At 62.4% G+C, this 17,845-nt stretch carries 19 protein-coding genes and 2 pseudogenes; 15 read left to right on the top strand and 6 right to left on the bottom strand.

Annotation, left to right across the window (positions count from 1 at the left end; all coding sequences use genetic code 11):
- The first annotated feature begins 1 nt into the window (after position 1).
- Positions 2-616 carry a MarC family protein gene (locus tag AC0L7P_RS11190; RefSeq protein ID WP_473432862.1) on the top strand — a complete coding sequence of 205 codons (615 nt, stop codon included), beginning with the start codon at positions 2-4 and terminating at the stop codon, positions 614-616.
- A 39-nt stretch (positions 617-655) separates the two neighbouring features.
- The gene (locus tag AC0L7P_RS11185; RefSeq protein WP_473432861.1) at positions 656-1,204 is read left to right on the top strand and encodes a retropepsin-like aspartic protease family protein; all 549 of its coding nucleotides are present in this window, start codon (positions 656-658) and stop codon (positions 1,202-1,204) included.
- 34 nt (positions 1,205-1,238) lie between these two features.
- Here AC0L7P_RS11185 and AC0L7P_RS11180 read toward each other — a convergent pair whose 3' ends face one another.
- The 4 genes from AC0L7P_RS11180 to AC0L7P_RS11165 all read right to left on the bottom strand — a co-directional run bounded on the left by AC0L7P_RS11180 (position 1,239) and on the right by AC0L7P_RS11165 (position 4,157).
- Positions 1,239-1,691: a hypothetical protein gene (locus AC0L7P_RS11180; protein WP_473432860.1), complete on the bottom strand. Its 453-nt coding sequence runs from the start codon at positions 1,689-1,691 to the stop codon at positions 1,239-1,241.
- Between the two features lie 136 nt (positions 1,692-1,827).
- Complete coding sequence (locus tag AC0L7P_RS11175; RefSeq protein ID WP_473432859.1) at positions 1,828-2,286, bottom strand: DNA polymerase III subunit chi; 459 nt, start codon at positions 2,284-2,286, stop codon at positions 1,828-1,830.
- Positions 2,286-2,687, bottom strand: coding sequence for a VOC family protein (locus AC0L7P_RS11170; protein ID WP_473432858.1), 402 nt, complete (start codon positions 2,685-2,687; stop codon positions 2,286-2,288). The genes AC0L7P_RS11175 and AC0L7P_RS11170 overlap by 1 nt, the downstream gene beginning before the upstream one ends.
- A gap of 3 nt (positions 2,688-2,690) precedes the next feature.
- Positions 2,691-4,157 carry a leucyl aminopeptidase gene (locus AC0L7P_RS11165; RefSeq protein ID WP_473432857.1) on the bottom strand — a complete coding sequence of 489 codons (1,467 nt, stop codon included), beginning with the start codon at positions 4,155-4,157 and terminating at the stop codon, positions 2,691-2,693.
- A gap of 135 nt (positions 4,158-4,292) precedes the next feature.
- On the opposite strand from AC0L7P_RS11165, the gene lptF reads away from it, so the two are divergent.
- From lptF to AC0L7P_RS11110, 11 genes and pseudogenes are all read left to right on the top strand, one after another.
- Positions 4,293-5,417, top strand: a complete 1,125-nt coding sequence (gene lptF, locus AC0L7P_RS11160; RefSeq protein ID WP_473432856.1) for an LPS export ABC transporter permease LptF — start codon at positions 4,293-4,295, stop codon at positions 5,415-5,417.
- The gene (gene lptG / locus AC0L7P_RS11155) at positions 5,414-6,508 is read left to right on the top strand and encodes an LPS export ABC transporter permease LptG (protein ID WP_473432855.1); all 1,095 of its coding nucleotides are present in this window, start codon (positions 5,414-5,416) and stop codon (positions 6,506-6,508) included. The genes lptF and lptG overlap by 4 nt, the downstream gene beginning before the upstream one ends.
- Positions 6,508-8,226: an LPS-assembly protein LptD gene (locus tag AC0L7P_RS11150; protein WP_473432854.1), complete on the top strand. Its 1,719-nt coding sequence runs from the start codon at positions 6,508-6,510 to the stop codon at positions 8,224-8,226. Before lptG ends, AC0L7P_RS11150 begins: the two co-directional genes overlap by 1 nt.
- Positions 8,147-8,620, top strand: a complete 474-nt coding sequence (lptD, locus tag AC0L7P_RS11145; protein WP_473432853.1) for an LPS assembly protein LptD — start codon at positions 8,147-8,149, stop codon at positions 8,618-8,620. Before AC0L7P_RS11150 ends, lptD begins: the two co-directional genes overlap by 80 nt.
- Positions 8,621-8,657: 37 nt before the next feature.
- Positions 8,658-9,896 carry a peptidylprolyl isomerase gene (locus AC0L7P_RS11140; RefSeq protein ID WP_473432852.1) on the top strand — a complete coding sequence of 413 codons (1,239 nt, stop codon included), beginning with the start codon at positions 8,658-8,660 and terminating at the stop codon, positions 9,894-9,896.
- On the top strand, positions 9,893-10,876 hold the full coding sequence (gene pdxA / locus AC0L7P_RS11135) for a 4-hydroxythreonine-4-phosphate dehydrogenase PdxA (RefSeq protein ID WP_473432851.1): 984 nt from the start codon (positions 9,893-9,895) through the stop codon (positions 10,874-10,876). The genes AC0L7P_RS11140 and pdxA overlap by 4 nt, the downstream gene beginning before the upstream one ends.
- A 58-nt stretch (positions 10,877-10,934) precedes the next feature.
- Positions 10,935-11,782, top strand: a pseudogene (gene rsmA, locus AC0L7P_RS11130) (16S rRNA (adenine(1518)-N(6)/adenine(1519)-N(6))-dimethyltransferase RsmA).
- Positions 11,779-12,636, top strand: coding sequence for a PhzF family phenazine biosynthesis protein (locus tag AC0L7P_RS11125; RefSeq protein ID WP_473432850.1), 858 nt, complete (start codon positions 11,779-11,781; stop codon positions 12,634-12,636). Before rsmA ends, AC0L7P_RS11125 begins: the two are co-directional and overlap by 4 nt.
- A gap of 48 nt (positions 12,637-12,684) precedes the next feature.
- The gene (locus tag AC0L7P_RS11120; RefSeq protein ID WP_473432849.1) at positions 12,685-12,924 is read left to right on the top strand and encodes a hypothetical protein; all 240 of its coding nucleotides are present in this window, start codon (positions 12,685-12,687) and stop codon (positions 12,922-12,924) included.
- The gene (locus AC0L7P_RS11115) at positions 12,888-13,358 is read left to right on the top strand and encodes a DMT family transporter (RefSeq protein WP_473432848.1); all 471 of its coding nucleotides are present in this window, start codon (positions 12,888-12,890) and stop codon (positions 13,356-13,358) included. Before AC0L7P_RS11120 ends, AC0L7P_RS11115 begins: the two co-directional genes overlap by 37 nt.
- Positions 13,355-13,606, top strand: a complete 252-nt coding sequence (locus AC0L7P_RS11110; RefSeq protein ID WP_473432847.1) for a hypothetical protein — start codon at positions 13,355-13,357, stop codon at positions 13,604-13,606. The genes AC0L7P_RS11115 and AC0L7P_RS11110 overlap by 4 nt, the downstream gene beginning before the upstream one ends.
- On the opposite strand, the gene AC0L7P_RS11105 is transcribed toward AC0L7P_RS11110, so the two are convergent.
- Together AC0L7P_RS11105 and AC0L7P_RS11100 are read right to left on the bottom strand one after the other, a co-directional pair.
- Positions 13,594-14,397: a metallophosphoesterase family protein gene (locus AC0L7P_RS11105; RefSeq protein WP_473432846.1), complete on the bottom strand. Its 804-nt coding sequence runs from the start codon at positions 14,395-14,397 to the stop codon at positions 13,594-13,596. The two genes, AC0L7P_RS11110 and AC0L7P_RS11105, sit on opposite strands and share 13 nt — an antisense overlap.
- Complete coding sequence (locus tag AC0L7P_RS11100; RefSeq protein WP_473432845.1) at positions 14,394-15,311, bottom strand: diacylglycerol/lipid kinase family protein; 918 nt, start codon at positions 15,309-15,311, stop codon at positions 14,394-14,396. Before AC0L7P_RS11100 ends, AC0L7P_RS11105 begins: the two co-directional genes overlap by 4 nt.
- A gap of 126 nt (positions 15,312-15,437) precedes the next feature.
- Between AC0L7P_RS11100 and eno the strand changes: the two are divergent.
- A pseudogene (gene eno, locus AC0L7P_RS11095) lies at positions 15,438-16,713 on the top strand (phosphopyruvate hydratase).
- Positions 16,714-17,150: 437 nt separating this feature from the next.
- On the top strand, positions 17,151-17,834 hold the full coding sequence (lexA, locus tag AC0L7P_RS11090; protein ID WP_473432844.1) for a transcriptional repressor LexA: 684 nt from the start codon (positions 17,151-17,153) through the stop codon (positions 17,832-17,834).
- Positions 17,835-17,845: the final 11 nt, after the last annotated feature.

Below are 17,845 nucleotides of genomic sequence, written 5' to 3'. Positions count from 1 at the left end.
CATGGATTTTGCGTTCTACATCACCGCTTTTGTTACGCTTTTCGTGGTGATTGATCCCATCGGCCTGACCCCGCTGTTCGTGGCCCTCACCGTGGGAATGAACCCGGCACGGCGGCGCGCGATCGGCCTGCGGTCGCTGTTCATCGGCGCGGCCCTGCTGACGTTGTTCGGGCTGTTCGGCGAGGCGGTTCTGGGATTTATCGGCATTTCCATGCCTGCCTTTCGCATTGCCGGGGGCATCCTTTTGTTTCTTACCGCCCTTGATATGTTGTTTGAGCGGCGCACAGAACGGCGTCAAGGTCAGGCCGATGCGAACGAAGACGATCCTTCGGTCTTTCCCCTTGCCACTCCGCTGATCGCCGGGCCGGGTGCCATTGCCACGATGATCCTGCTGACCGGACAGGCCGGCGGGGATTGGGGGGCGATGGTGCTGATACATCTGGTGCTGGCTTGCGTCCTGCTGATCACACTGGGGCTGTTTCTGGCGGCGGGCCTGCTGGAGCGGTTGTTGGGCGATGTGGGGATCAATGTCATCACCCGGCTGCTGGGCATGTTGCTGGCCGCGCTTTCCGTACAATTCGTGGTGGATGGCGTGCGCGCCCTGATGATCGTCTGAGCACTGGCAAAGTCGCACCGGCGCGCCTATCTCTGGGTCATGAATGGCGATCACATCGGACAACTCCTTTATCTTTTGCTGCTCCTTGTGGCGATTGGCGGCTATTTCGTGGTCTCCAACCGCGATAATTTTGGCAAAACCCTGCAACAGGGGGCAATCTGGGGCCTGATCTTTATGGGCGCGATTGCCGTTGCAGGATTGTGGCCCGGCATCCGCGACAATGTTGCACCACGCCAAAGTGTGATCGGCGGCGGCGCGCGGATCGAGGTGCCCCTGTCCTATGACGGCCATTACCACCTGAGCCTTGACATCAACGGCGTTCCGGTCCGTTTCGTGATCGACACGGGCGCAAGCGACATGGTGCTGACCCATGAAGACGCCGCGCGCGTGGGGATCGACCCAGACAGGCTCGCCTATCTGTCGCAGGCGCAGACGGCCAATGGCGTGGTGCCCATCGCCCGGGTCACATTGGACAGTGTGGCATTGGGCGGCGTGGTGGACCGCAGCGTCGGTGCGTCCGTAAACGGTGGCGAAATGTCAGGGCTCGCTTCTGGGGATGAGTTATCTCAACCGGTTCGGGCGGATTGAAATCGCCAGTGGCCGGTTGATTCTTGAGCGGTGATCACCCGCCTTCCGGTTCAATATCCTCAAGCGTCAGATCTTCTTCGATCTTCTGAAGTGCCTGCAACACAATTTCGGGATCGACCTTCCAGATTGTACCATCCCGCAGACGCGCCCGCGATACATAGGCCACAGCGGTGCCTGAACCATCGGTGCCGAACCGGAACGCCGAAAGGGGGTTGTTCTGCCACCGTACCTTCGCGGTTCCACCAAACAGAATACCCTCCATGGAATAGCCGGAAAACGGGCGCCCGAGGCTTTCGTTGAACACATCGAAGGTCACGAAATTGATCGAATAGGCCGCAACATCCTGATCGGTAATATTTTTGATGCTTGCCCCGAATCTTATACCTTCGCGGCTGTATTTTCCTTTTTCCACATAGTTCGCGGTTACCGCGACGATTTCAACCGGTGCGTCGGGCATGTCGATGATCTGTGTTTCGGCGGTGGCCATGGGCGCGATTCCCATGATTATCAGAGCCAATACAATTATTTGCTTCATGGGCATCCGCACACCTTTTCTATTCTCGACCGCCTCACTCATAGGTCAGATCTAGTAAACACCGGGTTAACGCTGCCGCGCTCAGGCCTCAGGTTTCGGCCTTCTTCTCCCAGCGTCCGCTTTCCTCGCTCCAATATTGGGCGCTGCATCCGGCTTTGGTCAGGGTGCGCCACTGGCTGCGCGCTTTGTCCAGCGCGGCCGGATCGTTGCCGTCGAACAGGACACAGACCCGTTCCAACGCCTGCACTTCGCCCGAAGTCAGATCGGCGCCGTCCATGGTCATCAGGCATTGCGCGCCATTGGCCATGGGTGCATCAACGGTCAGCAGGATCGGCTGTTCCTTGTCATGCGGCCCGCCCGACAAACCATGGGCCAGAAACGGATCACCCTCATTCAGCCACAGTTTTTCGTCCAGCCACGCCATGCGCCGCGCATTGCTGCCGCGCACACAGACCCGCCAGCCCGCCTGCCGCGCCTTGCCCAAAAGCATGGGCAGGGTCGCCTCCAGGGGGCGCTGGGTCAGGTGGTAAAAATACGCCGCCCCCATCAATCGGCCAGCGGATCGTAATCACCCACGGTCCAGACATGCCCGCCCGGATCGCGCAGGGAAAAGGCGCTGCCGCCGTGATCCTGCGGCGCAAGGGGCATCAGGATTTCGGCACCCGCCGCGCGCACCCGATCATGGCAGGCCGAAACATCTGCCATGACCGCGTAAATTGAAACACTCGCCCGCCCCCCGGTTTCAGAGGGCGCGATCATGAATTGCCCGAACCCGTCCGGCCCGGTATCGGGGCCAAACATGAAAATACCATCGCCAAGGCGCATCTGGGCATGCAGGATCGTACCATCATCGCCGCGAAACACGCGGTGTTCGGCCAATCCCAGCACATCGCGCAGAAACGCCAGCGCCGCCTCTGGATTGTCGTACCGGGTTGCGGCGATCAGCATGGTTTACCCCTCGTACCGGTCGCGGATCAGGCGATCGAGCGCCAGAACACCCCAGCCCGACGCCCCCTTGGGGGCATAGACGCTTTCCGCTGCGGTTGAGGCCACGCCGGCGATATCAAGGTGCATCCACGGCGTTTCATCCTTGACGAAACGGTGCAGGAATTCAGCAGCGGTGATTGATCCTGCGGGCCGTCCGCCGACGTTTTTCACATCGGCCACCCGGGATTTCAACTGTTTAGCATAGGCCTTGCCCAGTGGCATCCGCCAGGCGCCCTCGCCCTCGGCACCGGCGGCCTTGAGGAACCCGCTGCACAGGCTGTCATCGTTGGAAAAGACCCCCGCGTTTTCATGGCCCAACCCGATGATGATTGCGCCGGTCAACGTGGCCAGATCGACCATCCCCGAGGGTTTGAACCGTTCCTGCGCATACCACAGCACATCACACAGAACCATGCGGCCCTCGGCGTCGGTGTTGATCACCTCGACCGTGTCACCCTTCATGCTGACCACCACGTCACCGGGGCGGGTTGCCTTGCCGTCGGGCATGTTTTCCACCAGCCCGACCAATCCCACGACATTGGCCTTGGCCTTGCGGGTGGCGAGGGTTTTCATCACCCCCGACACAACCCCGGCGCCGCCCATGTCCATGGTCATGTCTTCCATGCCCGCAGCGGGTTTGAGCGAAATACCGCCGGTGTCAAACACCACACCCTTGCCGACCAGGGCAAAGGGCGCCTCGTGCGCGCCGCCTTTCCACTGCATGACCACAACCTTGCTCGGGCTTTCACTGCCCTGCCCCACGGCCAGCAGGGTGCGCATGCCCAGTTCCGCAAGGGCGGGTTCGTCCAGCACCTCAACCTCAACCCCCAAATCGCGCAACCCTTCCAGCTGGTTTGCGAATTCCGTGGTGGTCAGAACATTTGACGGCGCATTTACCAGATCGCGGGTGAAAAACACCCCCTCGGCGCGGGCCTTGATCAGGGCTGCGGCATCGGCCAGAGTTTCGGATTTCCCTGCCATCACCGTGATCGGGCCGGGCGTTTTTTTATCGCCGGTTTTCTGATCGGTGTAATCATAGGCGCGCAGTACCGCGCCAAGGGCCACCTCATCGGCGCCGCGCAACCCACCGGCAAGCACCAGCACGCCATCTTCGCCCACTGCGCGCCCGATGGTCACGCCGGCGCGGCGTGCAACATCGACGGCACTGCGCCGGCCCAGACGCACGACCTGCACCGCTTCGGCCTGCATTCCCACGGGCCAGGCCAGATCCTGTGCGTCGCCTTCTTCCAGCTTGGCAAAGGCATCGCTGTCAAGAAACCGCTGCAACGCGCCCTTGCACAGCCGGTTCACCCGGCGCGCCGCCTGATCCAGATTCGCCTCGGGGTCGATGAACACCACAACACGCCCCGGTGCGGTGGCGATGGCATCCAGATCAAGCGGTACAAAAGACAGGTCAGCGGGCGTGGTCATCGAAAAGGCTCCTTCATGGATGTCTGTGCTTGGCCAGAACCTATCCCCCTGTCCGCCCATTGGCCAGAAGGGAGTTTTCCCGGCCCGCGCCTTGGTCTAACATGGTGCGAACGGGCGTGAGAACCGGGGGGATGAGTGGCCAGATTCGACCGATACATGCTGTCACAGCTTATGTGGGTCTTTGGCTTTTTCTCACTGGTGCTGGTGCTGGTTTACTGGATCAACCGGGCGGTGTCCCTGTTTGACCAACTGATCGCCAACGGCCATTCCGCCTTTGTGTTTCTGGAATTCACCGCGCTTTCCCTGCCCAACGTGATCCGCGTGGTTCTGCCGGTGTCGGCCTTTGCCGCCGCCGTCTACGTCACCAACCGCATGGCAAACGAAAGCGAGCTGGTCGTGGTGCAATCCACCGGCTACAGCCCATGGCGCATGGCGCGCCCGGTTCTGGTGTTCGGGGTGATTGTCGCGGGAATGATTTCGGTCCTGTCCCATGTCCTGATCCCGGCGTCGATGACACAACTGGCGGCGCGCACGGCGCAGATTTCGGAAAACGTGACGGCCCGCCTGTTGAACGAGGGCGAATTCCTGCACCCCTCCGAAGGCGTGACGTTTTACATCCGCGACATCACCCCCGAGGGCGAGTTGCGCGATATTTTCCTGTCGGACCGGCGCAACCCCGATCAACGCGCCACCTATACCGCCGAACGCGCGCTGCTGCTGCGCAGCGATGCGGGGCCGAAACTGTTGATGTTTCAAGGTATGGTGCAAACCCTGGCACTGGAGAGTGAGCGGCTGTCGACCACGCGTTTCGCGGAATTCGCCTTTGATGTGGGGGAGTTGGTTGAACTGCCCACCGCCGGGCCGCGCGGCACCCGGCAGCTTTCAACCGCCGAACTGTTGTTTCCCACCCCTGCCGGAGCCGAGGAAACCGGCGAAAGCATGGATGTTCTGCGCTATGAGGGCCACAGCCGGATCACCGAGGCGCTCATGGGGCTTGTGGCACCAATCCTGGGGTTTGCGGTGCTGCTGCTGGGTGGCTTTTCGCGCTTTGGGGTCTGGAAGCAGATTGTCGCCGCCGTGGTTTGCCTGATCGTGCTTCAACTGGTCGATAATGCAGTGACCGATGCCGCACGCACGCGGGGCCTGTGGCCCATGGCCTATCTGCCGGTGACGTTCGGGTTGTTTCTGACCGGGGTGTTCCTGTGGTTTGCCGCCCATCCCCGCGCCTTGCGCCGACGCCGCGCACCGGTGGCGCCATGACCCTGCACCTTTACTTTGCGCGCCGCTTTGCCACGACGTTTCTTGGGGTGACGGGCATTTTTCTGGTGATCCTGCTGCTGCTGGATCTGGTTGAACAGGTGCGCAAATTCAGCACCGATTCCGTGCGCTTTGTCGATATGCTGGGGCTGGCGCTGCTGCATGTGCCCGAGAGCCTTTATGGCATCCTGCCGCTGATCATGATTCTGTCCACGCTGACCCTGTTCCTGTCCCTGGCCCGCACATCCGAACTGGTGGTCACCCGCGCGTCGGGGCGGTCGGCCATGCGCAGTCTGGGCGCGCCGATTGCCGTGGCTTTGCTGATCGGGCTGGTGGCGGTTTCGGTGTTCAACCCGATTGTTGCCGCCACCTCAAAGCAATATGAACTGGCCGCCGGGCGCTATGGCGCGACCCCGACCAGCGTGTTGTCGATCAGCCGCGAAGGGTTGTGGTTGCGTCAGGGGGACGGGGCGGGGCAAACTGTCATCAGCGCCGCGCGCGCCAATCTGGACGGAACTGAGCTGTATAACGTGACCTTCATCGCCTTTGCCGCCACCGGCGGCCCTGAATTGCGGCTTGAGGCCGGATCGGCCAAGCTTGAGGATGGTGCCTGGAACCTGAGCGGGGTCAAGGCATGGCGCTTTGACAGCGATAACCCCGAACGCGATGCCACCCGTTATCCGCAATATACCCTGCCATCGAACCTGACCCGCAATCAGATTCTCGACAGTTTCGCCACCCCGTCGGCGATCCCGATCTGGGAATTGCCCGGTTTCATCGCCCAGCTTGAACGGGCCGGTTTTTCGGCGCGCAAACATCTGATGTGGCTGAACATGGAACTGTCCCTGCCGCTGCTGTTGGTGGCCATGGTTCTGGTCGGGGCCGGGTTCACCATGCGCCACACGCGGTTCGGGCGCACGGGTCTGATGGTGCTGATGGCGCTTTGCATGGGGTTTTCATTGTATTTCATTCGCAATTTCGCGCAGATTTTGGGTGAGAATGGTCAGATCCCCATTCTTTTGGCCGCCTGGGGGCCGCCCGTGGCGGCAGTGCTGTTGCCCCTTGGCCTGTTGCTGCATTGGGAGGATGGCTGATGCGCGCCCTTGCTTTCGCCCTGGCCCTGATGCTGGCCCCCCTTGCCGCCAAGGCCCAGCAAGCGGCGACGCTGGTGGCCGACAAGGTGCAACTGACCGGCCAGAACACCCTTGAGGCCACGGGCAATATCGAAATCCTTTATGGCACGACGCGGCTGCGGGCGGCGCGGGTGGTTTATTCCAGGGCTGGTGACACCCTGCGCATTGACGGGCCGATCACCCTGACCGACAACGACGGCGCGGTCATTCTGGTGGCAGATCAGGCCGATCTGGACAGCGATCTGCGCAACGGCATTCTGACCTCGGCGCGGCTGGTGCTGAATCAGCAATTGCAACTGGCCGCCAATGAGATTGCCCGCATTGACGGGCGCTACACGCGCCTGTCCCGCTCGGTTGCCTCGTCCTGCGAGGTCTGCGCAGGCAATCCCACCCCGGTCTGGGAAATCCGCGCCCGTGAAATCATTCACGATCAACAGGAACGGCAGCTTTACTTTGATCAGGCGCAGTTCCGCTTTCTGGGGGTGCCAATTTTCTATGCCCCCCGCCTGCGCCTGCCCGATCCGACGCTGGCGCGCTCCAGCGGTTTTATGTTGCCGGGGCTGCGCACCTCGTCGTTGCTGAAAACCGGGCTGAAGCTGCCCTATTTCCTGACCCTCGGGGATCATGCCGATCTGACGCTGACACCCTATGTTTCATCCGCGACCCGCACCCTTGAACTGAAATATCGTCAGGCGTTCACCACAGGCGATCTTGCGTTTGAAGGGGCAATTTCCGATGATGATCTGATGCCGGGGCAGTCGCGGTATTACCTGATCGGGCAAGGCAGTTTCGCGCTGCCGCGACAGTTCCGGCTGGATTTTGACATCGAACTGGTGTCGGACACGGCCTATCTGCTGGATTACGGCTATTCCTCCAAAGACAGGCTGGACAGTGAAATCAGCATCTCGCGCGCCCGGCGCCGTGATCTGTTTCGCGCCGCCGTGACCGATTTCCGCACCCTGCGCGATGCCGAAGTGCCGATCCGTGATCAATTGCCGCGCACCTTTTCCACCGTCAGCTATGAACGGCGAATTCCGTCCATGGGCGGTGAATTCCGCCTTGGGTTTGACGCGGCCAGCCTGACCCGGTCGTCCAACACCGCAGGGCAAGGGCGCGATGTCAGCCGGATCGGGGTGTCAGCCGATTACCGGCGCAGCGTGACCTTTGGCAACGGCATGATCGCGACCACCGATCTGGGGGTGGTGGCCAGCACCTATGACACGCGGCAGGACAGCGCCTTTGCCACCACCACCGGACAGGTCACCCCCCACGCGATGGTTGAACTGCGCTGGCCGTTCCAGAAATCCGAAAGCAGCAGCGCCTATCAATTGCTGGAGCCGGTTATCCAACTGGCATGGTCCGAAACCCGGGGCAATATTGTGCCGAACGAGGATTCGGTGCTGGTGGAATTTGACGAAGGCAACCTGTTTTCGATCTCGCGCTTTCCGGGCGAAGATGCCCGCGAACAGGGCACGCGCGCCAATGTCGGGTTGCGCTGGACGCGGTATGACCCCAACGGCTGGACTCTGGGCGTGACCGTGGGGCGCATTTTTCGCGCCGACGATCTTGGGCAATTCGCCCCCGGCACCGGGTTGGACGGTGATCGCTCAGACTGGGCTCGCGGCGGGACAGATCCGGCTGGGGGACCGGCTGGCGCTGACCCACCGGGCGCTGTTTGACGATGATTTCAACTTTACCCGCAACGAAACCCGGCTGGCCTGGCAGAACGACCGTGCCGCCATCGGGTCATCCTATCTGTGGATGATGGCCGAACCTGCCGAAAACCGCCCCGACCCGACCCACGAACTGTCGGTTGATGCCGCCTGGCGGTTGACACGCAACTGGACAGGCCGCATGGACGGGCGGTTCGATCTTGAGGCAGATCGCACCGCCAAAGCCGGTCTGGGGTTGGAATACCGTTCAGAATGCCTGACCGTTGATCTTTCGGTATCGCGTCGGTTCACGTCCTCGACTAGTGTGACGCCAACCACCGATTTCGGACTGAACGTATCGCTTGCAGGCTTCGGTTCGGGGCGCAATAACGAATCCTATCGCCGCACCTGCGCAGAATGAGCCGGCGGCGTCACGACCACGAGGGAGCAGCACGCCCATGACCAAGATTTCGCTGAAACGCTGGGCCATTGTGCCCGCGCTTGTGATGGCATTGTGTGCGGGGGCACCGGGTGCCATGGCGCAAAACCTGTTTGCCCCCGTCGCCAAGGTGAATGAACGGGTGATTACCGCCTATGAGCGCGACCAAAGGGCGCGGATGCTGACCCTGTTCCGGGCTCCGGGCGACACACAGGAAGCGGCGCTGAAATCGCTGGTGGATGAACGCCTGCAACTGGCCGAGGCCAAGCGGCTGGGCATCAATGTCTCGGCCGATGAAATTTCCAAGGGTATGGAAGAATTCGCCGGGCGCGCCAACCTGAGCGCCGAAGACTTTACCAAGGCCCTGGGCCAGGCCGGGGTCGAGGCCGAGAGCTTTCGCGATTTTGTCGCCGCTGGCGTGGCCTGGCGGCAGGTGGTGCGCGCCAAATTTGCCGGGCGCGCCAACATATCCGAATCGGACGTGGACAAGGCGATCAAACGGCAAGGCACCCAGCCCGGAGTGCGGGTGCTGTTGAATGAAATCATCCTGCCCGCCAATTCGCCTGCCGCCGCTGCCGCCGCGCAAAAGCGGGCGGCCGAAATCACCCGCATCACCACCCTGCCCGTCTTTGCCAAGGCGGCGCGGACCTATTCCGCGGCCCCCTCGCGCAATGTCGGCGGGCGGCTGGATTGGATGGCCATCGGCAACCTGCCCCCCGAAGTGGCGGCCCGTGTCCTGACCCTGTCACCCGGGCAAGTCACCCCGCCGATCGCGCTGCCCAAGGCCATCGCCCTGTTTCAATTGCGCGCACTGGAAGAAACCAGCGCCTCGACCCAGCAAACACTCGAAGTGGAATACGCCGCCTTCTATATCCCCGGTGGGCGCAGCGAGGCCGGGTTGGCCGAGGCGGCGCATTTGCGCACCGAAATCGACACCTGCGACGATCTGTATGGTATCGCCAAAGGGTTGCCCGCCGGTACGCTGGAACGGTCAACCGTGCCGGTGGCCCAGGTGCCGGGCGATGTGGCGCTGGAACTGGCCAAGCTGGACGAAAACGAAGTCTCCACCGCGCTGACCCGCGCCAATGGCCAGACACTGGTGTTTCTGATGCTCTGTGACCGGCGCCCCGCCAAAACCGAGGCCGCCGAGGTGGACCGGGCCGCCGTGCGGGCGCAACTGACCAATCAGCGGCTTGCCTCTTACGCCAGTGCCTATCTGGCCGATCTGCGCGCCAACGCGACCATCACCTTTCCATGACCCCCCGCGCGCCCATTGCCCTGACCTGTGGTGATCCGTCCGGGGTGGGGCCGGAACTGGCCTTGGCGGCGTGGCGGCAATTGGGGGCACGGTTGCCGTTCTTTCTGATCGGTGATCCGGCGCATCTGCCTGTTGGTGTACCATGGTCGGAAATCAACGACCCTGCCGAGGCCGTATCGCTCAGCACTCGCGCCCTGCCCGTGTTGCGCCATGATTTTGCCGCGCCCGCCCTGCCCGGGCGGCCCGACCCGGCCAATGCCCAGGGGGTGATTGACGTGATCGCCCGTGCCGTCGATCTGGTGCAATCGGGCGGGGCCAGCGCGATCTGCACCGCGCCGATCCACAAGAAGGCGCTGAAGGATGGGGCGAATTTTGCCTATCCCGGCCACACCGAATATCTTGCCGCGCTGGCGGGGGTTGACCGGGTGGTGATGATGCTGGCCTGTGATGCCCTGCGCGTGGTGCCGGTGACGATCCATATCGCGCTCGCCGAGGTGCCGGGGGCGCTGACCCCCGAACTGTTACGCGATACCCTGCGCATCACCCACGCCGCGCTGATCCGGGATTTCGGGATCGACGTGCCGCGCCTTGCCGTGGCGGGGCTGAACCCCCATGCCGGTGAAGGCGGTGCCATGGGCGGCGAAGAGATTGCGATGATCGCGCCCGTCGTGGCATCCCTGCGCGCCGAGGGCATGGCCATCACCGGCCCAGCATCCGCCGATACGATGTTTCATGACAAGGCCCGTGCGGGATATGACGCGGCGGTCTGCATGTACCACGATCAGGCGCTGATCCCGATCAAGACGCTGGATTTTGCCGGGGGCGTGAATGTGACCCTCGGCCTGCCGTTCGTCCGCACCTCGCCCGATCACGGCACTGCGTTTGACATTGCGGGCAAGGGCGTGGCCGATCCGTCATCCCTGATTGCGGCGTTGCAGATGGCCGAACGGATGAGCCTGGCCCGCAACGGTGGGGCGTGATGGCACGGCCGGACCCTCCGGGGGGAGTATTTTTGTCAGTAAAAAGCCGGGGGTTGGGATGAGCGGATTGGACGATCTGCCGTCGCTGGCGCGGGTGATTGCGGCCCATGGATTGGCGGCGAAGAAGTCACTGGGCCAGAATTTTCTGCTGGATCTGAACCTGACCGAAAAGATCGCGCGGCAAGCGGGCGATCTGACCGGCTGTGACGTGTTGGAGGTTGGCCCCGGCCCCGGCGGATTGACCCGTGGGTTGTTGAGTCAGGGGGCGCGGCGGGTGTTGGCGGTGGAAAAAGACCCCCGCTGTCTGGCGGCCCTGGGCGAGATTGCCGACGTGTCGGACGGGCGGCTGGAGGTGGTGAACGGCGATGCGTTGGAGATTGACGCGCGCGCGCTGCTGACCCCGCCGATCCGGGTGGTGGCGAACCTGCCTTATAACGTCGGGACGGAACTGTTGGTGCGCTGGCTTGATCCGGGTCACTGGCCGCCGTTCTGGGAGTCGCTGACCCTGATGTTTCAGCGCGAGGTGGCCGAGAGGATCGTGGCGCAGCCGGGCGGCAAGGCCTATGGCCGGTTGGCGATTCTGAGCCAGTGGCGCGCCACACCGCGGATTGTCATGTCTTTGCCCCCGAGGCCTTTACCCCTGCGCCCAAGGTGCATTCGGCGGTGGTGCATTTCACCCGGCTGGAGGCGCCCCGGTTCGAGGCAGAGGCCAAGGTGCTGTTTCGCCTTGTTGCGATGGCGTTCAACCAACGGCGCAAGATGCTGCGCGCGGCCTTGAAGGGGGCCGCGCCGGACATTGAGGACAGATTGCGCGCCGCCGGGATTGCCCCGACCGAACGGGCCGAGCAGGTTTCGCTGGAGCAATTCTGTGCCCTGGCCCGAGGGTTTGCAAAGGACAAGGGATGACCGATTTCGTGGTGTATGATGTGTTTAGCGACACGGCATTCGGCGGCAATCCTTTGGCCATCATCCCCGACGCCGCTGCCCTGCCCGAGGCGCAGTTGCAGCAGATCGCGCGCGAGTTCAACTTTTCCGAGACCACGTTTGTTTATCCGCCTGAGACCCCCGGTCACACGGCAAGGGTGCGGATTTTCACCCCCACCATGGAGGTGCCTTTTGCCGGTCATCCGCTGATTGGCACCGCATTGGCGTTGCATGACATGGGGCGCGGGGATGCCCTGACACTGGAATTGGGCGTTGGGCCGATCATATGCACGATTGATCACGGGTTGGCGCGGTTTACCACCCATGTGCCCCTGCGGGTCGATGCCCACCCGGCCCTTGGCGATATAGCGGTCTGTCTGTCGCTGGCCCCGGGGCAGATTCGCACCGACCGGCATCAACCGGTGCAGGCGGGTGTTGGCCTGCCGTTTGTTCTGGTGGAACTGAGCGATCACGCCGCCCTGTCAGCGGCCCAGCCCGCGATTGACGGCTTTCGCAAGGGCGCCGCCGATTACCCGTCGGATCTGGATTTCGCGATCTTTGCCTATGTGCGCGACGATGCGCAGGTATCGGCGCGGATGTTCGCGCCCCTCGACAATATTCCCGAAGACCCGGCAACCGGCAGTGCCAGCGCCGCGCTGGTGGCGTTTCTGGCGCAGCTTGACGGGCAATCCCTGACCCTGCTGATCCGTCAGGGGGTGGATATGGGGCGGCCCGGCACCATTCACGCCGAGGCCGAGATCGACGGCGGCTTGTGCCGGGCCGTTCATATTGCCGGGCGGGCACGGCGGATGATGGAGGGGCGGCTGACGCTGTAGCGCCAAATCGCGCTGGTGTGCGCCTGCACCTTCGCCTATGGCAGAGGTATGAGTACCACCTTTCCCCCTGCGCCGTCGCCCGATGCCCCGCCCCTGCGCGCCATTGGCCTGATGGTATTTGCCATGGCCGGGTTTGCCCTGTCGGACATGTTGATCAAACTGCTTAGCGAGGGGCTTCCTCCGGGGCAGATCATCCTGACCCTCGGGCTGGGCGGGACCGTTGTTTTTGCCACTTTGTCGTGGCGGCGGGGGTGCCCCTGTTTGACCGCGACCTGTGGCATCCGGTGATCATTGCGCGCATGCTGGCCGAGGCCGTCGGCACCATCGGATTTGTAACCGCCCTGACCCTGACAACCCTGTCCATGGCATCGGCGGTGATCCAGGTATCTCCGTTGGCGGTGACCCTCGGGGCGGCGGTGCTGTTGCGTGAGCCGGTGGGCTGGCGGCGCTGGGGTGCGGTTCTGGTGGGGTTTGCCGGTGTTCTGATCATGTTGCGCCCGGATGGGTCTGGGGTGAACCTTGGCGCGCTTTTTGCGCTGCTGGGGGTTGTCGGGCTGTCGGTGCGGGATCTGGTGACGCGGCTGGTGCCGGACCGGGTGCCCAATCTGGTGGTGGCAACCTATGGGTTTCTGGCGTTGGTTCCGACGGGCATCGTGTTGCTGGCAGTTTCGGGGGATTTCACGCGCCCGACGCGGGCACGCTGGCCATATTGGGGGCGATGATCCTGTGCGCCACCATTGCCTATTTCGCGCTGACCCTGTCGTTGCGGCTGGGCGCGATGGCGGTGGTGGCACCGTTTCGATACACGCGGCTGATCTTTGCGTTCGCCCTTGGGGCGCTGGTGTTCGGAGATCGGTTGACGCCATCCATATTGATCGGTGCCGCATTGGTGGCCAGCGCGGGGATTTACACGTTCTACCGCGAGGACAGGCAGCGGCGCCGCGCGCGACGGGCCGCTCAGGCGGGTTGAACCTGCCATCCCCCCGGGCGCAGATCAAAGTGGCGCAGGGTATCTTCGTGAAACGCCGGGGCATCGGTGCCTGCCACCATGCGCTGTACCGCAAGCTGGCCGGTGCGCAGGGTCAGGAGATTGAAATCGTTTTCTTCGCCGCGCAGCCGGGTTGACAGGCCGGTGCCTGCCTGCACCTGTATCATGCCAAACCGCCCTGCCCGCTGGGCAAAGGCATCGGCGCCCCAGGTATGCAGATGCCCCGACAGCACCACATCGGTGCCGCAACGGGCCAGTTCCCCCAGCGCCCGTTCCGCCCCGCGCATCAGTTTCTTGCGCTCGCCGGGCAGATGCTCAAGCGGGTGATGAACCATCACAACCCGCATCCGCCGTTTCACCCCCGTAAAGGCATCGGCCACACGGGCGATATCATCTGACGAAAACCACCCGCTTTGCCAGGCCAGCGGATTGACCGTGTTGATGCCAAGAACAATCATCCGGTCATCTTCATAGCTTGGCTCAAGATCCTGACCGATCCAGCGGCGATAGCGCCGCCAGGGCGCGAACAGGCGCAGAAACGGGTTGGTCAGGGGCACATCGTGATTGCCCGGCACCACCAGAACAGGCGGTCGCAGGGCACCGATGAACGCGGCGGCCTGCTGAAACTGTGAATTGCGCGCCCGCTGGGTCAGATCGCCCGAGATAGCCACCAGATCAGGCGCGAGATCATTCACGCAGTCGATCAGCGGCGGCAGCAGGTCGGGCCGGTCGCGCCCGAAATGCAGATCGGACAGATGAACGATGCGTCTCATCGTATGGCCTTGTCAAAATCCTGCGCCACGATGACGTGCAATTCATCGGGCACCGCGCGAATGGCCAAGGGGTTATCCAGACGGCGGCGTTCCCCGTCCAGGGCAATACGGTGGCGGGACCGGCGGGCCGTGATGTCAAACCTGTGCGCCGCGATCCTCTGAAAATCACGCCCGTCCTCGGCCACGCCCATGGCCAGTGCAAGGGCCTGACGCAACAGCCCGAACCGGCCAGTGTGGGGGGACAGAAACATCAACAATTTGCCCTTGGCCAATTCCTCCTTTCCATCAAGGCCCATCTGTTCCAACTGGAACGCATTGTTCAGCACAAACACCAGCGGCGTGCGCAGGGTGATTTTCTGACCATCGGCGTCAATCTGCAAATCAAGGGGGCGGCGCAGGGTCAGCAGGGTTTTCAGCACCGACCAATAGGCGGCAATCCGCGACCGCCCCCAGCGGCGATAGACGCCTTCCCGATTGGCCAGAATTTCGGGATAGCGCCCGATGCTGGTGTTGTTCAGAAACAGATGGTCGTTGATCCGCCCCGTCGGCACCGCCCGCGCCGCGCCGTTCAGCAACACATCGACCGCCGGTTCGATCTCATCCGGAATATGCAGCGACCGGGCGAAATAATTGAACGTGCCAAGGGGCAAGACCCCCATCGGAATGCCCGACCCGGCCATCGCATCGGCCACGCCACAGATCGTGCCATCGCCGCCAGCGGCCACGACAAGATCAGCGCCGTCTTTCAGCGCCGTTTCAACCAGCTCATCGATCGAGGTGCCGCCCTGTAACTGTGCCACCTCAACTGTCGCGCCATTGGCCGACAACAAACGGCGCAGGTCATCGCCGCTGCACGGTGGTTCGGTTTTGCCACTGCCCGGGTTCAGGACGACATGGATTTTTCTGGCGGACATTCATATCCCCTTGTTCAAGCTGCTCGGCCCAACGCCCGCGAACGCCAAAGGTTGCATGGCATTTGCCTTCGCCCCGCGCGCTGCTATACCGCGCAGGACATCCATATCAGCCCCCGGAGCCATTCCATGAGTACCATCATTGACATTATCGGTCGCGAAATCCTTGACAGCCGGGGCAACCCGACCGTCGAAGTGGACGTGTTTCTGGAAGACGGCACGATGGGGCGCGCCGCCGTACCATCAGGCGCCAGCACCGGCGCCCACGAAGCGGTGGAAAAGCGCGACGGCGACAAAAGCCGGTACATGGGCAAAGGCGTGCTTGAGGCCGTCGCAGCCGTGAACGGCGAATTGGCCGAAGGTTTGGTGGGGTTTGACGCCACCGAGCAGGAAGCCATCGACGCGACGATGATCGAAATGGACGGCACCGACAACAAGGGCCGTCTGGGTGCCAACGCGATTCTTGGCATCTCTCTGGCCACTGCCAAGGCCGCCGCCGATTACAGCGCGCAACCCCTGTTCCGCTATGTGGGCGGCACCGCTGCGCGCACCCTGCCCGTGCCGATGATGAACATCATCAATGGCGGCGAACATGCCGACAACCCGATCGACATTCAGGAATTCATGATCATGCCGGTGGCGGCGGACAACATCCGCGAAGCCGTGCGCATGGGCAGCGAAGTATTCCACACCCTGAAAAAAGAACTCACCGCCGCGGGCCTGTCCACCGGAATCGGGGATGAGGGCGGGTTCGCGCCCAACATCAGCTCTACCCGCGACGCGCTTGATTTCATTCTGAAATCCATTGAAAAGGCCGGATATACGCCGGGCGATGACATCATGCTGGCCATGGATTGCGCCGCGACGGAATATTACCGCAACGGCAAGTACGAAATGAAGGGCGAGAATGCCTCGCTTTCGTCCGAGGAAAACGTCGCCTATCTGGCGAAACTGGTGGCCGATTATCCGATCCTGTCCATCGAGGACGGCATGTCAGAGGATGACTGGGACGGCTGGAAACTGCTGACCGATGAATTGGGCGACAAGGTGCAACTGGTCGGTGACGATCTGTTCGTGACCAACCCCGTGCGTCTGGCCGATGGCATCAAGCGTGGCTGTGCCAATTCCATGCTGGTCAAGGTCAACCAGATCGGTACCCTGTCCGAAACCCTGCGCGCTGTGGAAATGGCCCACCGGGCGCGGTTCACCAACGTCATGTCGCACCGTTCGGGCGAAACCGAAGATGCGACGATTGCCGATCTGGCGGTTGCCACCAATTGTGGCCAGATCAAAACCGGCTCGCTGGCGCGCTCGGACCGGGCTCGCCAAATATAACCAATTGATCCGTATTGAGGAAATGCTGGGTGAAACCGCCGTTTATGCGGGGAAATCTATCCTGCGCTAAAGCCGGGATTTTACCCAAATGCAAAAGGGTGGCCGCGGATGATGCTGACGCATTTCGCGTTGTGAGAGGCGCAGCGGAAGAGGCGGTCGCAGAAATTCCGACCAGTCGCCAGGCTTTGGCGACTGGCGAAGGCCCCCCAATGACGAGGCGGAAAAGCGATACGGCGGAGTTCAAGGCTCCGGCAAAATAGCAATTTATGTGTGGCCGCATAAATCTGGGTCGCCGGGCGGCCCCGGCTCGGCACAACGCTGCCGTGTTCGTCCGGCCACTTGCAATGCCCCAACCGTACCAGATCAGATATGAATGATGATGGAAACCTTGGCTCTGCCCGAATATATCCGCAGCGTGACACGGTTGACACAAACCGGGAACGCATATAGAACGTGAGTGGAACGCGGCAGACGGGCGCGGCATCGGAACAGACAAAGGTGGGCGATATGCTGACACGCAAGCAGCTGGAATTGCTGGACTTCATCAATAAGCGGGTTCAGCGCGACGGTGTGCCGCCTTCATTCGATGAAATGAAAGAGGCGCTGGACCTGCGTTCCAAATCCGGCATTCACCGCCTGATTACCGCTCTGGAAGAACGTGGGTTCATCCGCAGATTGGCCCACCGTGCGCGGGCGCTGGAAATTCTGAAACTGCCCGAAGCGATGGAAACACCGGGGTTCAGCCCCCGCGTCATCGAAGGTGATCGCGCAGATCCGCCCGCCACTGCGATGTCGCTGTCGGTGGCCGCTGCTGAACTGCCCGTCATGGGGCAGATCGCCGCCGGTGTCCCGATCGAGGCATTACAGCACGAATCCCACCGCGTCGCGGTTCCCGGGTCCATGTTGTCTGGCAAGTCAAATCATTATGCCCTTGAGGTAAAAGGAGATTCAATGATCGATGCCGGGATCAACGATGGCGATGTTGTTGTGATCCGCGAAGGATCAACCGCCGACAGCGGCGATATCGTGGTCGCGCTTGTCGAAGATCATGAAGCGACATTGAAACGGTTTCGCCGCCACGGCAGCTCCATAGCATTGGAAGCCGCCAACCCAGCCTATGAAACCCGCGTGTTCCGCGACGATCAGGTCAAGGTACAGGGGCGCCTGGTGGGCTTGATCCGAACCTATTGAAGTGCGAACCG

The sequence above is a fragment of the Oceaniglobus sp. K40-3 genome, assembly GCF_055808395.1.
The sequence above is the reverse complement of the archived record's forward strand: the minus strand, read 5'-3'. Positions and strand labels throughout refer to the sequence as shown.

Coding starts and splice junctions, on each gene's coding strand:
- AC0L7P_RS11190 (WP_473432862.1), top strand. CDS start 2: ATGGATTTTGCGTTCTACATCACCGCTTTTGTTACGCTTTTCGTGGTG.
- AC0L7P_RS11185 (WP_473432861.1), top strand. CDS start 656: ATGAATGGCGATCACATCGGACAACTCCTTTATCTTTTGCTGCTCCTT.
- AC0L7P_RS11180 (WP_473432860.1), bottom strand. CDS start 1,691: ATGGCCACCGCCGAAACACAGATCATCGACATGCCCGACGCACCGGTT.
- AC0L7P_RS11175 (WP_473432859.1), bottom strand. CDS start 2,286: ATGGGGGCGGCGTATTTTTACCACCTGACCCAGCGCCCCCTGGAGGCG.
- AC0L7P_RS11170 (WP_473432858.1), bottom strand. CDS start 2,687: ATGCTGATCGCCGCAACCCGGTACGACAATCCAGAGGCGGCGCTGGCG.
- AC0L7P_RS11165 (WP_473432857.1), bottom strand. CDS start 4,157: ATGACCACGCCCGCTGACCTGTCTTTTGTACCGCTTGATCTGGATGCC.
- lptG (WP_473432855.1), top strand. CDS start 5,414: ATGACCCTGCACCTTTACTTTGCGCGCCGCTTTGCCACGACGTTTCTT.
- AC0L7P_RS11150 (WP_473432854.1), top strand. CDS start 6,508: ATGCGCGCCCTTGCTTTCGCCCTGGCCCTGATGCTGGCCCCCCTTGCC.
- AC0L7P_RS11140 (WP_473432852.1), top strand. CDS start 8,658: ATGACCAAGATTTCGCTGAAACGCTGGGCCATTGTGCCCGCGCTTGTG.
- pdxA (WP_473432851.1), top strand. CDS start 9,893: ATGACCCCCCGCGCGCCCATTGCCCTGACCTGTGGTGATCCGTCCGGG.
- AC0L7P_RS11125 (WP_473432850.1), top strand. CDS start 11,779: ATGACCGATTTCGTGGTGTATGATGTGTTTAGCGACACGGCATTCGGC.
- AC0L7P_RS11120 (WP_473432849.1), top strand. CDS start 12,685: ATGAGTACCACCTTTCCCCCTGCGCCGTCGCCCGATGCCCCGCCCCTG.
- AC0L7P_RS11110 (WP_473432847.1), top strand. CDS start 13,355: ATGATCCTGTGCGCCACCATTGCCTATTTCGCGCTGACCCTGTCGTTG.
- AC0L7P_RS11105 (WP_473432846.1), bottom strand. CDS start 14,397: ATGAGACGCATCGTTCATCTGTCCGATCTGCATTTCGGGCGCGACCGG.
- AC0L7P_RS11100 (WP_473432845.1), bottom strand. CDS start 15,311: ATGTCCGCCAGAAAAATCCATGTCGTCCTGAACCCGGGCAGTGGCAAA.
- lexA (WP_473432844.1), top strand. CDS start 17,151: ATGCTGACACGCAAGCAGCTGGAATTGCTGGACTTCATCAATAAGCGG.